This window comes from Corallococcus sp. M7, from assembly GCF_054512695.1.
Genome location: NZ_CM137252.1, coordinates 6,124,917 through 6,145,494, shown reverse-complemented (window position 1 = coordinate 6,145,494; position 20,578 = coordinate 6,124,917). Strand labels below are relative to the sequence as shown.

At 69.4% G+C, this 20,578-nt stretch carries 17 protein-coding genes; 6 read left to right on the top strand and 11 right to left on the bottom strand.

The genetic code is table 11. The annotated features are described in order from the left end of the window. Nucleotides 1-88: 88 nt before the first annotated feature. Nucleotides 89-823, bottom strand: coding sequence for a hypothetical protein (locus ACX114_RS24565; RefSeq protein WP_459288339.1), 735 nt, complete (start codon nt 821-823; stop codon nt 89-91). 250 nt (nt 824-1,073) lie between these two features. On the opposite strand from ACX114_RS24565, the gene ACX114_RS24560 reads away from it, so the two are divergent. From ACX114_RS24560 to ACX114_RS24550, 3 genes are all read left to right on the top strand, one after another. Beyond that, complete coding sequence (locus ACX114_RS24560) at nt 1,074-3,350, top strand: hypothetical protein (RefSeq protein ID WP_459288337.1); 2,277 nt, start codon at nt 1,074-1,076, stop codon at nt 3,348-3,350. 94 nt (nt 3,351-3,444) lie between these two features. After that, nucleotides 3,445-4,467, top strand: coding sequence for an HmuY family protein (locus tag ACX114_RS24555; protein WP_459288335.1), 1,023 nt, complete (start codon nt 3,445-3,447; stop codon nt 4,465-4,467). Then, entirely contained in the window at nt 4,467-6,032 is a 1,566-nt protein-coding gene (locus tag ACX114_RS24550) for an MXAN_6640 family putative metalloprotease (RefSeq protein WP_459288334.1), read from the top strand. The genes ACX114_RS24555 and ACX114_RS24550 overlap by 1 nt, the downstream gene beginning before the upstream one ends. Here ACX114_RS24550 and ACX114_RS24545 read toward each other — a convergent pair. After that, on the bottom strand, nt 6,029-7,027 hold the full coding sequence (locus tag ACX114_RS24545; RefSeq protein WP_459288332.1) for a hypothetical protein: 999 nt from the start codon (nt 7,025-7,027) through the stop codon (nt 6,029-6,031). The two genes, ACX114_RS24550 and ACX114_RS24545, sit on opposite strands and share 4 nt — an antisense overlap. A 228-nt stretch (nt 7,028-7,255) precedes the next feature. Between ACX114_RS24545 and ACX114_RS24540 the strand changes: the two genes are divergently transcribed. Then, entirely contained in the window at nt 7,256-8,869 is a 1,614-nt protein-coding gene (locus ACX114_RS24540; RefSeq protein ID WP_459288330.1) for a LysM peptidoglycan-binding domain-containing protein, read from the top strand. Nucleotides 8,870-8,975: 106 nt separating this feature from the next. Here the strand turns inward: ACX114_RS24540 and ACX114_RS24535 are convergent, their stop codons facing one another. The 4 genes from ACX114_RS24535 to ACX114_RS24520 all read right to left on the bottom strand — a co-directional run bounded on the left by ACX114_RS24535 (nt 8,976) and on the right by ACX114_RS24520 (nt 13,403). After that, nucleotides 8,976-10,571, bottom strand: coding sequence for an aromatic amino acid hydroxylase (locus tag ACX114_RS24535; protein WP_459300266.1), 1,596 nt, complete (start codon nt 10,569-10,571; stop codon nt 8,976-8,978). A 93-nt stretch (nt 10,572-10,664) separates the two neighbouring features. Next, entirely contained in the window at nt 10,665-11,585 is a 921-nt protein-coding gene (locus ACX114_RS24530) for a LysR family transcriptional regulator (RefSeq protein WP_459288328.1), read from the bottom strand. A 15-nt stretch (nt 11,586-11,600) separates the two neighbouring features. Then, complete coding sequence (locus ACX114_RS24525) at nt 11,601-12,422, bottom strand: SDR family oxidoreductase (protein ID WP_459288326.1); 822 nt, start codon at nt 12,420-12,422, stop codon at nt 11,601-11,603. 90 nt (nt 12,423-12,512) lie between these two features. Next, the gene (locus ACX114_RS24520; RefSeq protein ID WP_459288324.1) at nt 12,513-13,403 is read right to left on the bottom strand and encodes a hypothetical protein; all 891 of its coding nucleotides are present in this window, start codon (nt 13,401-13,403) and stop codon (nt 12,513-12,515) included. 113 nt (nt 13,404-13,516) lie between these two features. Here ACX114_RS24520 and ACX114_RS24515 point away from each other — a divergent pair, with 113 nt between their 5' ends. After that, entirely contained in the window at nt 13,517-16,201 is a 2,685-nt protein-coding gene (locus ACX114_RS24515; protein WP_459288322.1) for a M1 family metallopeptidase, read from the top strand. An 18-nt stretch (nt 16,202-16,219) separates the two neighbouring features. Here ACX114_RS24515 and ACX114_RS24510 read toward each other — a convergent pair whose 3' ends face one another. From ACX114_RS24510 to ACX114_RS24500, 3 genes are all read right to left on the bottom strand, one after another. Continuing rightward, nucleotides 16,220-16,621: a hypothetical protein gene (locus ACX114_RS24510; RefSeq protein ID WP_459288321.1), complete on the bottom strand. Its 402-nt coding sequence runs from the start codon at nt 16,619-16,621 to the stop codon at nt 16,220-16,222. Nucleotides 16,622-16,704: 83 nt separating this feature from the next. Beyond that, nucleotides 16,705-17,049, bottom strand: a complete 345-nt coding sequence (locus tag ACX114_RS24505; RefSeq protein ID WP_459288319.1) for an antibiotic biosynthesis monooxygenase family protein — start codon at nt 17,047-17,049, stop codon at nt 16,705-16,707. Beyond that, nucleotides 17,046-18,167, bottom strand: coding sequence for a cytochrome P450 (locus ACX114_RS24500; RefSeq protein ID WP_459288317.1), 1,122 nt, complete (start codon nt 18,165-18,167; stop codon nt 17,046-17,048). The genes ACX114_RS24505 and ACX114_RS24500 overlap by 4 nt, the downstream gene beginning before the upstream one ends. Before the next feature lie 204 nt (nt 18,168-18,371). Here ACX114_RS24500 and ACX114_RS24495 point away from each other — a divergent pair, with 204 nt between their 5' ends. Continuing rightward, nucleotides 18,372-19,043, top strand: a complete 672-nt coding sequence (locus tag ACX114_RS24495; protein ID WP_459288315.1) for an ArsR/SmtB family transcription factor — start codon at nt 18,372-18,374, stop codon at nt 19,041-19,043. Here ACX114_RS24495 and ACX114_RS24490 read toward each other — a convergent pair. Further along, nucleotides 19,025-19,390: a pyrroline-5-carboxylate reductase family protein gene (locus ACX114_RS24490; RefSeq protein ID WP_459288313.1), complete on the bottom strand. Its 366-nt coding sequence runs from the start codon at nt 19,388-19,390 to the stop codon at nt 19,025-19,027. The two genes, ACX114_RS24495 and ACX114_RS24490, sit on opposite strands and share 19 nt — an antisense overlap. Continuing rightward, the gene (locus tag ACX114_RS24485) at nt 19,381-19,875 is read right to left on the bottom strand and encodes a pyrroline-5-carboxylate reductase family protein (protein WP_459288311.1); all 495 of its coding nucleotides are present in this window, start codon (nt 19,873-19,875) and stop codon (nt 19,381-19,383) included. Before ACX114_RS24485 ends, ACX114_RS24490 begins: the two co-directional genes overlap by 10 nt. Nucleotides 19,876-20,578 lie beyond the last annotated feature (703 nt).

Below are 20,578 nucleotides of genomic sequence, written 5' to 3'. Positions count from 1 at the left end.
CCTCCGGGGTGAGTGCCCTCGGGCCAGAGCATCCCGGCCCGCGCACGGGAGACATTCGAACAGACGCCGCGACGCAATCCAAGGTCGCTCAGTCGCGAATCCAGCGGAAGGTCACGCGGTCGCCACCCGTGAGATGGTCGCCCAGGCCGCCCAGCGAATACATCTCCGTGTGGATGCCGAGGAGCTTCGCCTTGCTGAAGATGAAGCGTGTGCCCGAAGCCGTCACGATGTCCGTCCACTGCGAGTTGGTGTCGCAGTTGTTCGTGGAGGCATTGGGCCAGTTGCACCAGGAGCTGCCGTCCTGGTTCCAGACGCGCCAGTCATCACCGCCGCCCACGAGCGCGACCTGTTTCCACCACGTCACGCTGGAGCCGGAGTTGAGCCGGAACTCGATGACGTCAGGACCCGCCACGTTGTGCTCGACCTCCGCGAGGATGACGTCGCCATCCGGCAGCTCGACGTAGGCCACCTTCTCGCGGATCTCCCGGTCGCACGTCTGGCAGGTGTGATCAGTGTCGCTGACCGACGTGCACTCGCTCAGATTGTATTCCGCGGAGTACAACGGACTGCTTCCGCAGAAGAGGCACGAGTGGGTGTAGGCCCCGGTCACGCACTGGGCCTCGTACGTCACCGTCGTCTTCCCGAAGTCGCTCCAGGAGAGGGCGGTCGTGGCCATGGCGGTGACCGTGCGCTCTTCGTCCTGCGACGGAGCAACGGGCGCCTGCTCCTGGGGCGCGGGGGGCTCCTCCATGGGGCCACAGCCCACGCCTCCCAAGAGTCCAAGAACAAGGAACGACGACGCGAGCCGGGCGCGCTGAAGCATGAGGGTTTCTCCAAATAAGGCAGGGCGGGCGCCGTCATGGCGCTCCGCATGTCTGTCTGGCTGCGAATACGGAGAAACCCCGGCGCGCTGGTCGTTTGAAATGCGCTCCGGTCTGGAGCACCGCGCGCCGGAATGGAGCGAGCGTCCGCGCCAGTCCGGAGCAGCGCAGGGCCGTTCCAGGGCGGGGCGGTGACGGCATGGGGCTCGCAATGTCTCGCGGCCGAACCCCACCCCCGCGAGCAGGTGTGCCATGCCGTCCGCCCCCAGCACCGAAGCCATCCAGCGCATCTCCCTGAAGAACCGCGAGTACGCGTACATCGAGGACGCCAACCGCGGCGTCGTGCTCATGGAAGTGGGCCCGCGCGTGCTCACGCTGGAGGCGCACCTGACGCTCGTGGCGAAGGAGCGGATGGTGGAGGTGGGCGCCGGAAGCTGGTGCGTGGTGCGCAACCCCGTGGTGCGCGTGGACGGCCAGGTGGCGCTGGACGACTTCGGCCAGGCCCGCGTCGCGGTGGGCGACCGCGAGGTCCGCGTGGGCCCCAAGGTCTTTCCGCTGTACCCCGGCGAAGAGCTGGAGGGCGACATCGTCCCGGAATACGTCCTGGGCGTGTCCGAAGCGCTGCGGCTTCGCGCGCTCACCGCGTTCACGGACACCCACGTCCCGGATGCCCCCCGCCGCCGCGAGGCCGGTGACGAGTGGCTGGTGCGCGGCCCCGGCCGCTACGTGCCCGGCGAGTCCGTCACCGTCGTCTCCCTGGAGAAGGCCCGCGTCCTCAAGGAGACCGAGTACTGCGTCATCCTCAACCCCGTGGACCGCGCCACCGGCCGCGTCCAGGAGGGCCGCCGCAAGGTCGTCTCCGGCCCGGATGTCTTCTTCCTCGAACCCGGCGAAGCGCTCGAAGGCGACGTGCGCCGCAAGCACGTCCTGTCGGAGCTCCAGGGCCTGAAGCTCCAGGCGCTGGACGACCTCTCCGAGAACGAGGGCGGTGAGCCTCGCGCGCGCAAGGCCGGTGATACGTGGATCGTCCGGGGCCCTCGCACCTATGTGCCCAGCGAGAAGGTCCTCATCCATCGGGAGATTGCCGCGCTGTCACTGGGGCAGGGGGAAGGCCTGTACGTGCGCGACCTGCGCTCGGGCAAGGTGTCGCTCGTCCAGGGGCCTTGCCAGTTCATGCCGGAGGCGCATCAGGAGCTGCACGAGAAGCGCCTGTCTCCGGACGCGGAGGCCCTGCTGGGGCTCACTCCACCGCTGCCGCTCGCGGAGGCGAAGGACGCCCGCCCGCCTCGCCCGATGATCGCGACGGAGAAGGGCGACCGCACGCGCGCCATCGTGCTGCGCATCGAGGACAACACGGCGGTCCTCATCAACGACTTCGAGACCAACCACGCGCGCGTGGAGTTCGGCCCCGCGAAGGTGATGCTGCGTCCGTACGAGGACGTCACCGTGCTGGACCTGTCCGGCAGCACGCCCAAGCGCCCGCGTCAGCTCAAGGTGCTGATGCTGCGGCTGGGGCCGGACTTCGCCACGGACCTCTTCGAGGTGGCCACCCGCGACCACGCGCGGCTGCGCATCAAGCTTTCCTACAAGTGGCAGTTCGACGTGCAGGGCGATCCAGAGAAGGACAAGGCCATCTTCCGGGTGAACGACTTCATCGGGTACGTGTGTGAGAACCTCGCGTCGCGCATCCGCCAGGTCGCCGCGGAGAACGAGTTCGAGACCTTCCACAAGAACGCCAGCGTGCTCATCCGCCGCGCCATCTTCGGCATGGATGACGCGGGCCGCGCGCGCAAGGACCGTCTCTTCTCCGAGAACCAGCTGCGCATCATCGACATCGACATCAAGGACATCGCCCCTGTCGATGAGAAGACCGCCCTGAAGCTGCGCGAGGCCATCGACACCAACATCCAGATCCAACTGGACGCCTCACGGCAGGAGGCCCAGGCCGCCGCGGAGCTCAAGCGCATCCGCAGCGAGGAGGAGAAGCAGCTCGCGGACATCGCCAGTCACCGCAAGTCGGAGGCGGAGCGCCAGTCCCTCATCGAGCTGCAGAACCGCAACCACCAACTGGAGACGCTCAGCCGCGCCAAGGTGGAGGCGGAGGCCCAACTGGAGCGCGCCCGCGTGGAGAGCGAAGAGGCCCTGGCTCGCGCCGAGTCCGACGCCCGCGCCTCGCGCATCCGCTCGGAGGCGGAGGCCGAGCGCGAGCGGCTCACCACCCAGGTGGCCCTGGAGCGCCAGCAGCGCCTCAACGACCTGGAGGTGGAGCGCCAGTCGCGCCTCGCGGAGGTGGAGGCCACGCAGTTCCGCCAGCGCGTGGAGTCCCTGGGGGGAGGGGAGAACTTCGTGAAGGCCGTGGCCGCGCAGGCCCAGGCCGCGGTCGTGGGGGGCCTGGACAAGGTCGTCTTCCTCCCCAGCGGCTCCAACCTCAACCTCTTCGACGCCATGCAGGGGCTCCTGGGCCCCGGCGGACAACCCCGCCTGTCCGCCACCAACGCCCCGAAACCGTCAGGCGACACTTCCGCCTGAAGTTGGAATGTCGATATTGAAAATGAGAATCGTTATCGAATAGAGATCGTCCTCATCGAACGGCGGCGGGTCCCCGCGGCGAAAGGTGACGACGATGAGCAACCCTGGAGGGGTGGTCCGGAAGAGCGGTGCACGGTGGTTCGGCATGGGGGCCCTGGCGGCCCTCACGCTGGCCGTGGTGGCGCCGGGATGCAGCGGCGACGAGTGCGTGGACGCATTCGACTGCCGCGACGAGGGCGCGGCCCCCGCGGGCCAGGCCTGGACCTGCAACGCGGACAAGAAGTGCGAGCTGCGCACCCTGACTCCGCCCGAGGAGCCCGAGACCGACGCGGGGACGGGCGGAGAGACGGACGCGGGCACCGGCACCGACGCGGGTACGGAGACGGACGCGGGCACGGGCGGCGAGACGGACGCGGGCACGGAGACCGACGCGGGCACTCCTCCCACGGACGGCGGCGCGGAGCTGTGCCGCAACGCCGTGGTCTGCACGGAGCAGAGCATCGACAAGCTCCGGCTCCGCACCAACATCGCCACCGGCGGCGTGGTGGAAGAGGGCACCACGGAGGGCGAGCACCTCACGCTCCTGGACGGCCGTGGCGGTGGCACGAGCGTGCCGGAGTCGTACACCTACGCGCGCTTCACGGCGACGGGGCTGGAGAAGGTCAACATCGATGACCAGTCCGCGATGAGCTCGACGGCGTGGGACGTCGCGGTGCGCCGGTACGTCGTCCGCTTCAACAGCGGCGTGTCGGGCCCGTCGTGCGTGACGGTGGCGCAGACGCCGGAAGGAGCGACGTTCGAATCGGTGACGGGCGTGCCCACGGACGCGCAGTTCGTGGCGGAGAACTACTACACCCCTGACACCTGCGTGTTCACCGGGGACCCGTACGGCATCCAGAGCCCGGCGACCCAGACCCTCTCGTACTGGGAGTACCCCGGCTGCGTGGCGATGACGAACAAGGTCTACCTCGTCCAGCTGGCGGACGGTCGTCACGTGAAGCTGCAGGTCAAGAGCTTCTACGAGCCCGCGATTCAGGAGGAGTGCAGGACGACGAGCAAGGTGAGCTCGACGGCCAGCTCGGGGTCGATCCGCCTGCGGTGGGCCTGGCTGCCGTGATGACCCCCGGGGTTCCCACGCTGCTTCTGTTGCTTGCCGGCGCGGGAACCCCGCGCGGCCTCCCGCATGAACGGGAGGCCGTGGTGGGGTTGGCCGCCGAGTCCGGGCGGCCCACCTCTCCGACCGCTCAAGCGCCGCGCTATGAGCCCGAGGACACGGTGGAGTCCGTCGTGTCGCCGGGCGGGCGCTTCCGCATCCACTTCACCCGCCAGGGCACCCACGCCGTGCCCGCGGCGGACGCGGATGGCAGTGGCGTGCCCGACTTCGTGGAGCTTGTCGCGCGCACCTACGAACGCGTGGCGACGTTCTACGTGGACCTGGGCTTCCGCCTGCCTCCCGACGACGCGAATCCAGCCGGAGACGACGGCGGCGACGGCCGCTTCGACGTGTACCTGGTGGACTTCGCGGGGATTGGCGACGGCGCCTTCCGGCAGGAGACCTGTCTGGATGGCGTCACGCGCTGCACGGGCTTCATGCTCCAGGAGAACGACTTCACGGGCTACAACTACCCGTCCGACGCCGAGGCCGTGGAGATCCTGGCCAGCCACGAGTTCTTCCACGCGGTGCAGGCCGCCTACCGGCCCGGCCTGGGCGGCATCGCCTCCGAAGGAACCGCCGTCTGGGCCACCGAGCGCTTCGAGCCCGCGCTCGACGACCTGGAGCGCTTCACCCGCGGCTACATGATCACCCCGGACAGCACCCTGGTGTTGGATCCCTCGGGGCCGGGCGTGACCTTCAGCTACGGGGCGGGGCTCTTCTTCCAGTTCGTGGGTGAGCGCTACGGTGACAACGCGCTCGTCGCGCTGCTGGAGGAGTCCGTGCGGCAGCCGGAGGCCCGCTGGCCGGTGCTCCTGGACACCTGTCTGCGCCGCGACTTCGCCTCCAGCTTCGACGCGGCCTTCGCCCTGTTCGCCACCTGGAACCTGGGCACCGGTGCGCGCGCGGCGCCGGGGTTCGGCTACGCGCGAGGGGAGGGCTATGCGCCGGTGACGACGACGGCGGCGGAGTTGCCCACCACGATCGAGCGCGTGCGCGTCGCGGCGGCGGCCTCGCGCATCTTCGAGGTCCCCGGTGGCGCGTCCTTCGTGGGCGCCTCGTTCGAGCCCGAGCCGGGCATCGACCCGGCCACGGTGCACCTGGTCCTCGCGGCCGTCACGGATGACGCCGTCCTGCGCGTGGTGACCGTGGACGGACCGGACGCGCTGCGCGCCCGGGTGGCCGCGGAGGACGCCACGCGCGTGATGGTGGCGATCGTGGACGGCCGGATGGAAGGCCTGGGGCGCTACGGCAGGCTGTGCATCGCGGCCACCGGCCAGGCCGCGTCCTGCGCGCCGCTTGAGTCGACGGACGCGGGCACGGATGCCGGGACCGACGCCGGGACGCCCGATGCCGGCACTGACGCGGGAACCGTCGACGCGGGCAGGCCCGTGGACCCCATCGATGATCCGCGCAAGCCCTCGGATGACGGGGGTTGCCAGGCCGCGGGGGGCCCCCTGTCCGGTGCGCTCGTCGCGCTGCTGCTCGGTGGGGGCCTGCGGGCCCGGCGGCGCTCACGGGCGCGTTAGCGCTCGTACTCGTCGCACCCCGTCTCCTGCTTGGAAGGGAAGGCGGACTTCTTCTCCTGGCGCACGTAGTCGTGGCTCTGGGAGAAGAGGTCCGGGCTGTTCACGGACACGGTGCCCTTCGCGGCGTCGGCCGTCTTCCACTGGAGCGCCTCCGGCTTGCCGTCCGCGGCCGTGAGCCCCAGCACCCAGGCCCCGGCGCCCTTGCCGGGCTCCACGGACGTCACCTTCAGCGTCGTGGCCTCCTGGCCCAACTGCACCTCCACCTCGCCTGTCGCGGGCTTGACGGTGAAGCTGCGCGTCGCGGCCGAGCAGGGCTTGAGCACCACGAAGCCCTTGCCCTGGCGCGTCAGCTCCACCCATGTCCCCGCGAAGGGCTGGAGCTTGTCCGCGGCCACCGGCGCCTTCGTGGCCGTGGGCGCGGACTCCGCCGCGCAGTCCAGGTCCTCGCGCTTGAGCAGCCCCGCCGTGGCCTTCTGGGGCCCCTGGAAGCGCGCGGCGAGGAAGTCCGGCTCCACCGGGTCGACGTAGGCCTCCACCGCGTCGCCGGACACCACGAACGCCTTGCGAGGCGTGTTGGCTGCGTCCGACGCGTGGAAGCCCGCCTTGGACACCTTCACCTTGCAGATGCCCAGCGGCTTGGACGTGCTCCGGGCGAAGGTGTCCTTGCCCGGATAGCCCGCTCCGCAACAGGACGGTGACGGACCGGACTCCAGCACGAACTGCTTGGGGTTGACGCGCAGCGTCCAGGCGTCCTGCTCGCCTGCCTGCTGAAGTGACCAATTCGTGGCTGTCTTCTTCTGGACGACCAGGGCGCAATCGCAGGTGCCCGCGCTCTCTCCCTGCGGGAACGAGCCGGAGAAGTGCACGAGCGTCTCGTTGCTCCCCTCGACGATGGCCAGCGTCCCGCCCTTGTTCGAGTAGACCCCCGTGAGCCCCTCGGACCCTTGAGCCGAGGCCTCCGGGACCGCGCTTGTGACGCAAATGGCAAACAGCAATGCCGCACTTTTGAATTCCGGTTGGATCCTGAACATCCGATTGGGCCTCCTGGGCAGCTTCTTCAGTCCCGGCGGATCGATCCGTTGAAACTGAAGTTGCCGGAATCACTGGTTTCACATGATTGTGACTGGGAATGCGAAACTGAGCGCATTGCCTTTCGATAATCGTGGCAATCCAAGCACGTCCGCGCGCCGTTGTTCGCGGCCAGACATAGAGGGGTCTTCTCCGTGACCGTCTCCAATATCCGCATCAAGTCGGGTGACACGCTTACCGGCCTCGCGAAGCGCTACAACACGACTGTCGACGCGCTGGCCAAGGCGAACAACATCAAGGATCCGAACAAGATCCAGGCCGGCAAGACGCTGAAGGTGCAGGACGGCTTCGACACCCAGGCCACGACGAAGTCGAGCGCCGGGACGAAGACCTCGGGTGACAGCTTCACGCAGGCCACCGGCGGCACGCAGAAGACGACGCCCGCCACGGAAGGGTCCTCCACCAGCACGTCGAGCGCGGAGCTGGGCGGGCTGAGCCGCAAGTACGAGGCGCGCGGCCCCGGCACCGTGTCCACGGGCAAGGGCGACAAGGGCGGCGTGTCCTACGGCTCCTATCAGTTCGCCTCCGCGAACGGCTCCGCGCAGTCCTTCGTCAACTCGCTGAAGAAGACGAACCCGGAGTTCCACAAGGCGCTGTCGGGCAGCAAGCCGGGCACCCCGGAGTTCTCCGCCGCGTGGAAGCAGCTGGCGGCCAAGGACCCGAAGGGCTTCGACAAGGCGCAGCACGACTACATCAAGGCCACGCACTACGACGTGGGCGCCGCCAACATCAAGAAGGCGACGGGCATCGACCTGGATCAGCGCTCCGCGGCGCTGCGCGACGTGGCCTGGTCCACCTCCGTGCAGCACGGCCCGGGCAAGGCGGATGACATCTTCAAGAAGGCGCTCAACGGCCGCGACCCCGCGAAGGTGAGCGACGAGCAGCTCATCAAGGACATCTACGCCGAGCGTGGCCGCACCAACGGCAACGGCACCCTGGTGCACTTCTCCGGCAGCTCCAAGGACGTGCAGAAGGGCGTGGCCAACCGCTTCAAGTCGGAGGCGAAGGACGCGCTCGCGATGCTGAAGCAGGAGAAGTCGGGCGCCACGACGAAGCCGGCCAACACCAACACGGGCGTGGTTCCCCCGTCCGTGAGCGGCGACTCGAAGCCGGGCCGTACGGAAGGCAAGCCCACGACGCAGGGCACGAACACGTCCAGGCCCACCACGGAGGCGGACCGCACGGACACGCAGCAGGTGGCCGGGGCCAAGGACAAGCCGGCGGTGCACGTGAAGGTGCCGTACTACAGCCAGTTCGAGAACGGCCACGGCTACACCGCGAGCGACACGGCGTGCTTCAAGGCCGCGACGGCGATGGCTCGCGACGCGAAGGCCACGGTGCTGGGCCCGGACCGCCGCATCCAGGTGGGCACGAGCGAGAACGGCGTCGGCGCGCTGAAGGTGGACTCGAAGAAGGCCGCCGAGGGGCGCAACTACATCGACAAGCAGCTGGAGGCCGGCAAGCCGGTGGTCGTGGGCGTCAGCCACAAGGACGCGAGCTACAACGCGGACGGCCTCACGGACCACTTCGTGACCATCACGGGCCGCGGCGTCGACGACAAGGGCCGCACCTACTACACGTTCCACGACCCGGGCACGACCAACGCCAGCAAGGGCAAGGACACGAACCCGAACAACCGCTTCTACGTGGATGACAAGACCGGGAACATGTACCGCCCCGGCAAGGCCGCGAACGGCTACGTGACGGACCGCCACTACGACGTGGCCATGGTGCGCCGCAACGCGTAGTCCCCGTTGGAAGAAAGCCCCCCGGAAGTGGCTCGGCCCGGCGACCTCGTGAGGAGGTCGACCGGGCCGTTGCACTTCGTCCGTCTGGGATTCGAAGCGCCAGGCGCTACGCGTGCGCCGCCTCGCGCCGCGAGGGCACCTCGCCGCGCAGCTCCGCGACCTCCGCGCGCAGGAGCCAGTCCGAGGGGAAGTCCGTGGACGCGCGGGCGATCTGCTCCAGCCGCTCGGGGGCCAGCTGCCCCGTCTCGCGGATGCGGCGCACCTCCGTGTAGAGGGCCGCCAGCGACGGGGGCAGGGCCTGCGCCTTGCGCTCGCGCGCCTGGGCCTCGCCGTCGCCCGCGGTGAAGGCGTCCATCTCCCCGAACCACTCGTCCCAGGTGCCCGGGTCGGCGGGGCCGCCCGCCACGGACGGCAGCCGCTCCGTCAGGTACAGGCGCGCCATGGACGGCAGCGTCAGCTCGCGGCCAGCGAGCGTGCCGCGCAGGCCAATCACCTCGCCACCGCCCACCGCGAAGCCCTCCAGCACCAGCCCGCTGTCGAGCGTGAGCTGGAAGCTCCCGCGCTCCGGCAGGGTCCCCTGGCCAAAGGCCACCAGCGCCGCGCCGCTGAACGGCTTGTCCAGGGCATGGCCGTTCACGGACGTGAGGATGGGGCCCTCCAGCCGGGCCAGCGCGGTGGACAGGCCCGGGGCCACGTCCTTCGCGGCGGGCAGCAACTCCACGACCTTGCCCGTCACCTCGCGGCCGTCCGCGAGCACCAGGTGGTTGACCGTGCGCGCGCGCAGCGCCTCGTTCAGTCCATGGTCCCCGCCGCGCTTCCACGCGAGCGTGGACTCGAACTCGGCCAGGACCTCGAAGAGGTGTTCAAAGTCGCGCGCCACGAAGAGCTGCGGCTGCATGCGGGTGATGTCGTAGTCCGTGTCCGCGCACGCCACGCCCAGGGGCAGCTTGTGCACGGCGGACGTCAGGCAGTGCCGGGCCTCGCCGATGCTGGACAGCAGGCCCGCGCCGTAGATGCGCGGGTGCTTCAGGTCGCCAATCAGCCCGTACTCCGCGGTCCACCAGTACAGGCGGCTCGCGCGGGTGCTCTCGCTGATGTAGCGGTGGCTGGCGTTGGCGGCCTCCAGGCGGGCCTGGGCGTGGGCGATCTCCTCTTCCGTCGCGGTGGGGTCCTCCTTCACCACGGAGAGGTTGCGGATGGCCTCGAAGACGGCCTGGTCCTCCACGCTGGCGATGGCCTTGAAGCCCACCAGCCCCACGGCCTTGAGGTACTGCGCATAGCGCGCGTTGGCGATGATGGGCGCGTGGCCCGCGCTCTCATGGACGATGTCCGGCGCGGGCGTGTACTGGATGTGCTCGTGCGTGCGGATGTCCGCCGCGATGGCCAGCACGCCCAGCGCCTGCAATTCCGTGAAGACGGCGGGCGGGATGAAGCCGCGCACCGCCACGCAGGCCCAGCCCAGCTTGGACAGCTTCTCGTTCATCTCGTCCAGGCTGGGGATGGCCTCCGCGCCAATGCCCGTGGCCTCCAGGCCCTCCAGGTAGACGGGATGCGCCTTGTCGCTCAGGTGCTCGCGCAGCTGGCCCAGGATGTGCCGCCACACCGCCTGGTCGCGGGGCGTGTACGCCGCGTAGTCCTGGCCCACCACGTAGCGGCGCAGGTGGGCGGGAAGGCGGGCAATGGTCCGTTCCGTGGGCGTCATCGCGAGCGGCTCCTTCAAGAGAAACAGGACTCCTGAAGAATACGCACCGCACTGCAAGACGGAAATCCGGCAGAATTCGACGTCTTCGTCGAATTATCGCCGTTTGTTCAGGCGGCGACGCAGCCCGTCAAGGATGGATTGGACGGCGGGGCTGAGGCCTCCGGAGGGCCAGACGGCCACCACCTCCACGACCTGGGGCTCCTGTTCGCGCAGGGGCCAGACGTGGAGGTCGGGGGGGAACGGCTGGGTGGGGCGCACGTCGGGGGCGATGGTGCAGGCCTTGTAGGCGCGCAGCAGCTCGTAGAGGTGGAGGAAGCTCTCCACGCGGCCCACCTCCGTGACGGAGACGCCGTGCGCGGCGAAGCGGGCGCTGTTGGCGCCGCCGTAGGGGTCGTCCCGCAGCCAGTCCACGAAGCGCTGATCCTGGAGGTCCTTCACGTCCACGGTGCGGCGGGAGGCGTGCGTCCGTGCGAGCGCGGAGTCCGGGCCCGCGATGACGACGAAGGACATGCGCAGCAGGGATTCGGTGTCCACGCCCTCGTGCGGGGGCAGCGGGGTGAAGTCGAGCGCCAGGTCCTGCTGCCGCGTCTGCACCTGCCGCATGAGCTCGTGCGAGCCGCCGAAGCCCACCACCAGCTTGAGGTCGGCGGCGGCGGCATCCTGCGCGATGCCGCCCAGGAGCGACATGGACAGCGTGGGGTTGAGGCCCAGGCGCAGGGTGGGCTCCACGCGGGCCAGGTCCATCAGCCGCTTCATGTCCAACTGGTGGAGCGGCGTCTGGGTGCCCGCGTAGAGGCGCTCTCCTCGCGCGGACAGTTGCAGGCGCCGGCCCGGCCCCCGCTCCAGCAGGGCGGCGCCATCCGCGAGCGCCTCCTCCAGGGCGCGGATGTGCTCGCTCACGACGGAGCGGGCGACGCCCAGGTGCTCCGCGGCGGCGTCGATGCTGCCGGCCTCCACGGCGGCGGTGAAGGACTCGAGCCAGACCAGGTGTCGCTGGAGCTTGCGCGGGGGCATGGGGCTGCTGCGAGCTTAGAGGAAGAAGTCGGGCAGGAGCTCCGCGCCGGGGACGGACTGGTACTTGTCCAGGTCGGTGACGCCGGCGGCGCGCAGCACTTCATCGTCGATGCAGAAGTTCCCGGTGAAGGAGCGGCTGGGCTTGGTGAGGATGGCGTAGGCGGCGTCCGCCATGATCTCCGGCTTGCGGCTGCCCTTGATGGTGTCGTCGCCGCCCAGCAGGTTCTGCACGGCGGCGGTGGCGATGACGGTGCGGGGCCACAGCGTGTTGACCGCGATGCCGTCGTCCTTGAGCTCCTCCGCCATGCCCAGCGCGCACAGGCTCATGCCGTACTTCGCGATGGTGTAGGCCACGTGGGGGCCGAACCAGCGCGGCTCCATGTTGAGCGGCGGCGAGTTGTTGAGGATGTGCGGGTTGGAGGACTTCTTGAGGTACGGGATGCACGCCTGCGAGCACGCGAAGGTGCCGCGCGTGTTGATGCCGTGCATCAGGTCGAAGCGCTTGAGCGGCGTGTCCAGCGTGCCGGTGAGGCTGATGGCGCTGGCATTGTTCACCAGGATGTCGATGCCGCCGAAGGTCTCCACGGCCTTGGCGACGGCGGCGTGGATTTGCGCCTCGTCGCGGATGTCCACCACGCAGGGGAGCGCCTTGCCACCGGCCTCTTCAATCTCCTTCGCCGCCGAGTAGATGGTGCCGGGCAGCTTGGGGTGCGGGTCGGTCGTCTTCGCGGCGATGACGATGTTGGCGCCGTCACGGGCCGCGCGCAGCGCGATGGCCTTGCCGATGCCGCGGCTGGCGCCGGTGATGAAGAGGGTCTTGCCTTGGAGGTTGGACATGGGCCGCATCCTGACCCACTCCACCGCCGCGTGCATCTGGAAGACATCCGGTGGGCCGGGGCCGCGAGGAGCCCCGGTCCGGACTGTCGGTTACTGCGTGATGCAGGTGACGGTTTCGATCATCGTCACGTTGGAATTGCCGGTGGTGCCCCAGTTGCCCACGCCGTTCGTCCCCACGATGTACGTATACGCGGAGCCGCGGATGGCGGTGGTGAAGCTGCTCACGTCGACGTGGCCCTGGTCCTGGCAGAAGCGGCGGGCGGTCGCCACCGGGGTGCTGAAGTTGCCGGTGGGGTAGTTGGGCTGGATGGTGCCGATCTGGTAGCCGTTCACCTTCGGCGTCGTGTACGTGACCTCCGTCGCGTCGAAGCAGGTGATGGTCTCCAGCATGGTCACGTTGGAGTTGCCGGTGGTGCCCCAGTTGCCCACGCCGTTCGTGCCCACGATGAACGAGTAGGCGGAGCCACGGATGGCGGTGGTGAAGCTCTGCGCGCCGGTGTGGCCCTGGTCCTGGCAGAAGCGGCGGGCCGTGTCGGCGGGCGTGCTGTAGTTGCCGGTGGGTTGGCTGGGCTGGATGGTGCCCACCTGGTAGCCGTTGACCGTGGGCGTCGTGTACGTGACGCCCGAATTGGAGGTGAAGCAGGTGACGGTTTCGATCATCGTCACGTTGGAGTTGCCGGTGGTGCCCCAGTTGCCCACGCCATTGGTGCCCACGATGTACGTATACGCGGAGCCGCGGATGGCGGTGGTGAAGCTCTGCGCGCCGGTGTGGCCCTGGTCCTGACAGAAGCGGCGGGCCGTGTCAGCGGCGCTGCTGAAGTTCCCGGTGGGCTGGTTCGGGAGGTAGGTGCCAATCTGATAGCCATTGACCTTGGGCGTCACGTAGGTCTGGTAGGTGTCAGCGCTGGCCTGCGACGCGAAGCCCACGACGAAGAGCAGGGATACGAAGAGGGAGGGGAGACCGCTGCCGCGATGAAACATGTTTTTCCTCGGCTTGAGGGTGATGCGGGGGGAGCCGGACCGTAGCGACTCCCAGGGTTGAAAGCACTGTTTCACGGACCCGGAGACATCCTCATGGTCTACGCTGCGTCCCCATGCGACTGCTCTCACTCCTCGCCCTGGTGGTGTTGACCGTCCGCTGTGCCCACGCGCCCGAGGCCGCACCGACTGCCTCCGCGCCGCCCGCCGTTTCGTGGCCGGAGGCCCTGCCTCCCGCGCTGCGATTGCCGGACACCGTGCGGCCCGTGCACTACGCGCTGGACCTGAAGCTCGTGCCCTCGGAAGACACGTATCCGGGCAGCGTCACCATCGACGTGGAGGTCCGCGAGCCCGTGCGCCAGGTGTGGCTGCATGCGCAGGACGTGGACGTGACGCGGGCTCGCGTCACCGTGGGGAGTCGCACGTTCGACGCGAAGCCTGTCACCGCGCCGGAAGGACGTCTGGGATTGCTGCTGCCGGAGGAGCTGCCGGTGGGCAAGGTCCAGCTCCTGCTGGACTTCACCGGCAAGGTGGACCGCGAGCGCAGCCAGGGCATCTATGGGGTGGATGAGGCCGGTGAGCCCTACCTCTACACGTTCTTCGAGCCCATCGACGCGCGCCGCGCCTTCCCGTGCTTCGACGAGCCGACCTTCAAGGTGCCGTGGCGTCTGCGCTTCACCGTGAAGGCGGGGCATGTGGCGCTGGCCAACCATCCCGTCGTGTCGCGCGAGCCGCTGGCGGACGGCCTGGAGCGCGTCACCTTCGCGGAGAGCAAGCCGATGCCCAGCTACCTCGTGGCCTTCATGGTGGGGCCCTTCGACGTGGTGGAGGCCGGCACCGTGGGGCGCACGAACGTGCCGCTGCGCTTCGTCGTCCCCAAGGGCCGTGGCGCGGAGACCCGCTACGCCGCGAGCATCACGCCCCGTATCGTGAAGGGCCTGGAGGACTTCTTCGACCAGCCGTATCCGTACGAGAAGCTCGATGTGGCGGTCGTGCCCCGGTACTGGGGCACCATGGAGCACCCCGGCATCGTCGCGCTCGGGCAGCCGCTCACGCTCATTCCGCCCGGCGAGGAGACGCTGGCCCGCCGCAAGTCGTACGCGGTCATCGCCAACCATGAGCTGGGCCACTACTGGTTCGGGGACGTCGTCACCTGCTCCTGGTGGAACGACATCTGGCTCAACGAGTCCTTCACCGCGTGGTTGGACCGGCAGACCGTGGACCGGCTGGAGCCGTCCTGGGACTACCAGCAGGAGCGCGCCATGTTCGCGACGCGTTCCGCGCTGGCGTCGGATGAGCTGGCGGCGGCGCTGCCCGTGCGCAAGCCCGTGGAGAGCAACGACGACATCGTGGGCTCGTTCGACAACGGGACGACGTATGACAAGGGCTCGTCCGTCATCGCCATGTACGAGGCCTGGCTGGGGCCGGAGCGCTTCCGCGACTTCCTCCGCGGCTATGTCCGCAAGCACGCGTGGAAGGTCGCGACGATGGAGGACTTCCTCGCGGACCTGTCCCAGGCGGCGGGGCCGGAGGTGGCTCGGTCCTTTGGCGGCTTCATCGAGCGGAGCGGGGCGCCTCGGATCACCGCGCAGTTGTCGTGCCCGGCGGGCGGCGCTCCGTCCGTGAAGCTGTCTCAGGAGCGGTACCTGCCCGTGGGCTCCAAGGCGGACTCGCGGCAGGAGTGGCAGGTGCCCGTGTGCCTTCGCGTGGGCACGGGCACGCAGTCGTCGCGGGTGTGCTCGATGTTGCAGGGCCCGTCCGCGGAGGTCGCGTTGCCCACGAAGCAGTGCCCGGCGTGGGTGCTGCTCAACGCGGGCGGCACGGGTTACTACCGCGGCGGCTACACCCGCGAGCAGTTGACGAAGCTGCTCGCGACTCCGGCCGCTGCCTTCACTCCGGCGGAGCAGGTGGCGCTCTGGGCGGACGTGGATGCGGCGGTGAATCGGGGCGACCTGCCGCTGGGGGAGGCGCTGAAGGCGGTGCCTGCCTCCGCGAAGTCGACGAACCGGCTCGTGGTGCAGAGCGGCGCCTCGCTGCTGGAGCTCGTGCGCCTGGATCAGCTCACGCCCGAGGAGCGCCAGCGCTTCCGCGCGTGGGTGGCCTCGCTCTACTCGGCGCGCGCGAGGGCCCTGGGCTGGGTGCCGAAGCCGGGCGAGGACGACTCCGTGAAGGACTCACGCTCCCTCTTCCTCCGGCTGGCGGGCGGTCTGGGCGATGACCCCCGGCTGGTGAAGGAGTCGCTGCCCCTGGTGCGCGCCTGGCTGGCGGACCGCAAGTCGGTGGATCCGGAGGCGTTCGGTGCCGCGCTGCCTCGAGCGGCGACGCACGGTGATGCGGCGCTCTTCGACGCGCTGCTGGAGGCGGCGAAGAAGGAACAGGACCGCACCGAGCGTTCCCGGCTGCTGACGTCGCTTGCCTGGTTCCGGAACCCGGACCTGCTGTGGCGGGCGCTGGGGCTCGTGGTGTCGCCGGAGTTCGACGTGCGCGACTCGCAGGTCATCCTCCGGATGGCGTTGATGTCGCCGGAGTCGCAGTCGCTGGCGTGGAATTTCTACCAGACGCACTTCGATGCGCTGACCCAGCGCCTGCGCTCGGATGAGCTGGGCCGGTTGATTGGCCAGACGGGGAGCCTCTGCGATGACATCCACCTGGCGCAGGTGGAGACGCTCCTCACGCCCCGCGTGGACAAGATCGAAGGCGGCCCGCGCGCGCTCGCCCGGGCCCTGGAGTCCATCCGGCTGTGCATCGAGTCCCAGAAGCTCCAGTCCCCGAGCGTCAAGGCGTTCCTCCGCGCCCGGTGAGCCCGCGGGCCCGAGGCCTCATGGACCGTAGGGACACATCTTCAGCATCTGCGCGATGGGCGGGCGGCAGAGCTCCAGGAGCTGTGTCTCGTCCAGGAACGAGGAGTTCCGCGCCTTGAGGTAGCAGGACGCGGGATCATCCGGGGGCGTGGCGTACTGGCAGAGCTGGAGCGCCTGCGGGTCGGCGAGGAAGCCTCCCTCCTGGACCCGGTGGAAGCACTTCGCCGGGGCGTCGGAACGGGCACCCTGGCAGAGCTGCGCCGCGATGCTCTCCGTCACCGAGCCGCCCTGGCGCGCCTCCTCGAAGCAGGAGTATTGCGACGCATCCTCCTCGGGAGGGCCCTCCAGTTGTCCCGCCGCGGGAAGCCCGAGCAGCGCGGCAGCCAGTCCCCAGCAACGTCTCCATTGGCCTCGCTTCATCGTTCACCTCCCACAGAAGGTGGGGGAGTCATGGCCCGCATGGGAGGGACGGGCGGGAAGACAGCCGCCGTGCGCCAGCCGCTTCAGCCGTGCACGGTGCGACTGTCAGCGGGCACGGCCGCCCGGTCCTTCAAACCGTAATCCCTCACGACGTGCGCCACCCGCAGGCGGTAGTCGCTGAACACGCCTCCCCGGCCTTCGCGCTGGGCGTCACGGTGGGCCTCCAGTCGCCGCCATTCCGCCACCGCTGCCTCGTCGCGCCAGTAGGACAGGGACAAAAGCTTCCCCGGTTCGCTGAGGCTCTGGAACCGCTCGATGGAGATGAAGCCGTCGATGTCCGCCAGCAGGGGGCGCAGCTCCGCCGCGAGGTCCAGGTACCGCTGCCGATGCGACTCGTGTGCCCAGACCTCGAAGATGACAGCAATCATTCCAGTCCTCCCAGGACGCGGGTGTTGGTGGAAGCACGCCAGGTGACGGGGCCCGACAGCGGGGACAGGTCCAGACCGCTCGCGAGCACGCGCTCCGCCGCCGCGGTGGCCATCGCGGTCGCGAGCAGGTGCCCGGGACAAGCATGCGAGCCCAGGCCGAAGGTGAAGGTCTGGCGCGCTGCGCGCCGTGACAGGAAGGCGTCGGGCTGGGGATTCACCAGCGGATCCCGATTCGCGGCGGCGAGCACGACGACGATGGTCTCATCGGCTTCCAGCGCCTGACCCGCGACAGTCGCGGCGGCATGGGTGAAGCGTCGTGTGTTCTGGACCGGGGAATCGTGGCGAGCCGCTTCCTGGACTACGTCGTCCAGCGTGCACGCACCCTGTGAGAGTTGTTCGCGCAGCTCGGGCATGCGAGCGAAGGCCCGCAGCGTCGCGGCCAGAAGACCGGCTGTCGCTTCATACGCCTGGGTGAGCAGGCCCACGGCGTTGGGGATGCGCAGGTCCCCCGAACCGTGGCATTCCATGAGCCGGGCCGTGAGCGCGGTCCTCGTCGTGGACTGGAAACAGGCGGCCACGCGGTCGTTCAGCCGTGCCGCGCTCTCGCTGCCATCAGGGGGACCGGCGACCGAACGGACATAGGCATCCACGTCTCGCACGCTCGCTTCCAGCGTGTTTTCCGGGAAGCCCAGCAGCGACCCCAGCACGAACACGGGGAGCTGAAGTGCGGCGTCCGGCAGTCGTTTCAGCGACGGCGTCGCGAACAGCCGTGCCACCTGGCGGCGGCTCTCCGCTTCGACCTCCCGCAGCGCCTCCGGCAGCGCGCGTGAGAGCGTCTGCTTCACGGCGGGGTAGGGGCCACCGTCGTTCATCCGCACCAGCCGTCCGAAGAGGGCCCCGGCGGCGGTGCCCACCAGGTGCGGAGGCACGGGCTCCGACCGTGGCCGGACCCGGCAGTGCTCGCTGGTGAGCACCGCGCGGACGGTGGCCGCATCCGCCGCGATCCACGGCGCGAAGCCGGGAACGCGGTGCAGTCCGCACGGGGCTCGAAGCTCTGCGTAGTAGGGATATGGGTCGGCATGTGTGACGGCCTGATACGGGTCGGTGGGCGGTGTCATCGGTCCTCGTGGTCAGGCACTCTGCTGCCGCTGGCGTGTCCGCGCGCCAGGAAACGGTTCGCCATGGAACGAACGATAAATGCAGGGCCGGACCTCACGACGCTGGTCACGGGTCGGTGGGTGGTGTCATCGGTCCGCGTGGCCAGGCCCCCTGCTGCCGTTGGCGTTTCCGTGTGCTAGAGATGGTTCGCCATGGAGCGAATAATGGATGCAGGTCCGGACCTCACGACGCTGGCCACGGCCGTCGGGGACGCCACTCGGATCCGGATGCTGGAGTTGCTGATGGAGGGACGGGCGCTCGTCGCGAAGGAGCTCGCGTTCGGCACCGGCGTGAGCCCCGCGACGGCGACCGCGCACCTGCAGCGGTTGGAGCAGGCCCGGTTGGTCCGCGCCACCCGGCAGGGGCGCAACAAGGTGTTCCGGATCGCCACGCCCACCGTGGCGCGGATGGTGGAGGCGCTGATGACCGTGGCGGTCCGAGCGCCCCGTGCGTCAGCGACTCCGGAGCCCCTGCGGGCCGCGCGCTACTGCTACGACCATCTGGCGGGCCGTTTGGGCATGGGAATCACCGACGCGCTGCTGCGGGCCGGGCACCTCTCTCTTCGCAAACGCGCGTTCGCGCTCACGCCGAGCGGCGAGGCGTGGTTCCAGGATTTCGGCATCGACCTGGCACCCGTGCGCGAGCAGCGGCGCCACTTCGCCCACCGGTGCCTGGACTGGAGCGAGCGGCGCGATCACCTCGCGGGGGCACTGGGCGCGGCGCTCGCCGCCCGGGTGTTCTCATTGGGGTGGGTGGAACGTCAGCCCGACTCGCGCGGCCTCATCGTCACGCCGGGAGGACAGCGGGGGCTCAAGCGTCACTTCGGCATGCTGTAGGCCGTGGCGTTCGCGTCCGCGCGCTCACGGGTGCGCTGGATGGCCACGGAGACCGCTTCGCCCACGGCGCGAGGGAGACCGTGGGCGTCCATCGCCATCAGTCCCGCTTCGGTGATGCCTCCCGGGGTGGCTATCTCCGTGATGAGGCGAGGCGTGGTGGCGCCGGGTTCGGCCAGGAGCTTCGCCGCGCCAATGAGCGTTTCCTTCGCGAGCGCCGCCGCTTCACCCGCGTCCATCCCGTGCGCCATGGCGGCCTGGGCCAGGGTCTCCACGAAGCGGAAGACATACGCGGGGCCCGTGCCGCACACGCCCGTGCAGACCGTGAGCGCCTCCTCGGTCATCCACATCGGCCGTCCCGTCGCCGCGAAGACGGATTCGGCGACCTGTCTCGCGGCCTCTGTCGCCCGGGACCGGCCGTCAGGGGCGTCACGCCCGCTCCCACGCGTACGGGCGTATGGGGTAGGGCACGAATGACAGAGACGCAGGAGGGCAACGCCGCTTCCAACTGCGCGAGCCGCACGTCCGCGGAGAGCGACAATACGGTCTGCCCTGGCTCCAGCGCCGGCGAGATGACCGCCATCAGGTCACGCAGTTGCGCCTGCCGCACCGCCAGCAGGATCACCCTCGCGCCCCGCACCGCCTGCGCATTGTCCATGAGGACGTGCACGCCGTGCCGGGAGCGCAGTTCCTCTCCACGTTCGGACCGGCGCACCGTGACGCGAAGGTCTGAAGGACGCACGTGGCCGGAGCGCAACAGTCCCAGGATGAGCGCTTCAGCGATCTTGCCGCCTCCGAGAAGGACGACGGGAGCAGAGATGGAATGGGACGCCATCGCTAGAGCCTACCCTCAAGCGGGCCGCCAGGAATTCGCCAACAAGGTCCGTGCCCCCGCGTGCCTTTGAGGGTGCAGCAATGTGGCGCGACTGGATGCAAGAGCGGAGGGCAGGTCGGGCCCGGTACCCTCAAAACCTGTCCGACAGTCGGACAGGTTTCCGCCGCCAGAGGCCCAAGCCCGCGCTCACCCCGCCCATGCGCGACGCCGTGAGTGCCGACGCCTGGGTGATGACACGAACAGAGTCGTTCGCCCGGTCCGCTCAAAACCTGTCCGACAGGTTTCGACGCATCCAGCCCGGGGCCGCGCTGGCCCCTATGTGAGCGACGCCATGAGTGCGCGAACGCCAAGGTAGGAACACGAACAGAGGTGCTCGCCCGGGCCCGGTACGCTCAGAACCTGTCCGACAGTCGGACAGGATTCGTGGCAAGCAGTCCGAGGCCACACCAGTCCACCCATGCAGCGACGTCATGCGTGCGCGAGCGCAAGGTCGTGACACGGGGAGAGGGGCCGCCTGGTCCCGGCTTGCCCAAAAGCTGTCCGACAGTCGGACAGCTTTTCGACGCATGCGGCTCGAGGCTGTGCTGGTCCGTCGGTCGAGCAATGTCCTGCGTGCGTGAACTCCAGGTGTGGGCTCGGACAGATTCACCCGCCTGGGACCGGTTCCCTCAAAACCTGTCCGACAGTCGGACAGGTTTCCGCC

Excerpts from the sequence above, each read along its gene's own strand:
- ACX114_RS24565 (WP_459288339.1), bottom strand. The coding sequence starts at position 823 with ATGCTTCAGCGCGCCCGGCTCGCGTCGTCGTTCCTTGTTCTTGGACTC.
- ACX114_RS24560 (WP_459288337.1), top strand. The coding sequence starts at position 1,074 with ATGCCGTCCGCCCCCAGCACCGAAGCCATCCAGCGCATCTCCCTGAAG.
- ACX114_RS24555 (WP_459288335.1), top strand. The coding sequence starts at position 3,445 with ATGAGCAACCCTGGAGGGGTGGTCCGGAAGAGCGGTGCACGGTGGTTC.
- ACX114_RS24550 (WP_459288334.1), top strand. The coding sequence starts at position 4,467 with ATGACCCCCGGGGTTCCCACGCTGCTTCTGTTGCTTGCCGGCGCGGGA.
- ACX114_RS24535 (WP_459300266.1), bottom strand. The coding sequence starts at position 10,571 with ATGACGCCCACGGAACGGACCATTGCCCGCCTTCCCGCCCACCTGCGC.
- ACX114_RS24530 (WP_459288328.1), bottom strand. The coding sequence starts at position 11,585 with ATGCCCCCGCGCAAGCTCCAGCGACACCTGGTCTGGCTCGAGTCCTTC.
- ACX114_RS24525 (WP_459288326.1), bottom strand. The coding sequence starts at position 12,422 with ATGTCCAACCTCCAAGGCAAGACCCTCTTCATCACCGGCGCCAGCCGC.
- ACX114_RS24520 (WP_459288324.1), bottom strand. The coding sequence starts at position 13,403 with ATGTTTCATCGCGGCAGCGGTCTCCCCTCCCTCTTCGTATCCCTGCTC.
- ACX114_RS24515 (WP_459288322.1), top strand. The coding sequence starts at position 13,517 with ATGCGACTGCTCTCACTCCTCGCCCTGGTGGTGTTGACCGTCCGCTGT.
- ACX114_RS24510 (WP_459288321.1), bottom strand. The coding sequence starts at position 16,621 with ATGAAGCGAGGCCAATGGAGACGTTGCTGGGGACTGGCTGCCGCGCTG.
- ACX114_RS24505 (WP_459288319.1), bottom strand. The coding sequence starts at position 17,049 with ATGATTGCTGTCATCTTCGAGGTCTGGGCACACGAGTCGCATCGGCAG.
- ACX114_RS24500 (WP_459288317.1), bottom strand. The coding sequence starts at position 18,167 with ATGACACCGCCCACCGACCCGTATCAGGCCGTCACACATGCCGACCCA.
- ACX114_RS24495 (WP_459288315.1), top strand. The coding sequence starts at position 18,372 with ATGGATGCAGGTCCGGACCTCACGACGCTGGCCACGGCCGTCGGGGAC.
- ACX114_RS24490 (WP_459288313.1), bottom strand. The coding sequence starts at position 19,390 with ATGTGGATGACCGAGGAGGCGCTCACGGTCTGCACGGGCGTGTGCGGC.
- ACX114_RS24485 (WP_459288311.1), bottom strand. The coding sequence starts at position 19,875 with ATGGCGTCCCATTCCATCTCTGCTCCCGTCGTCCTTCTCGGAGGCGGC.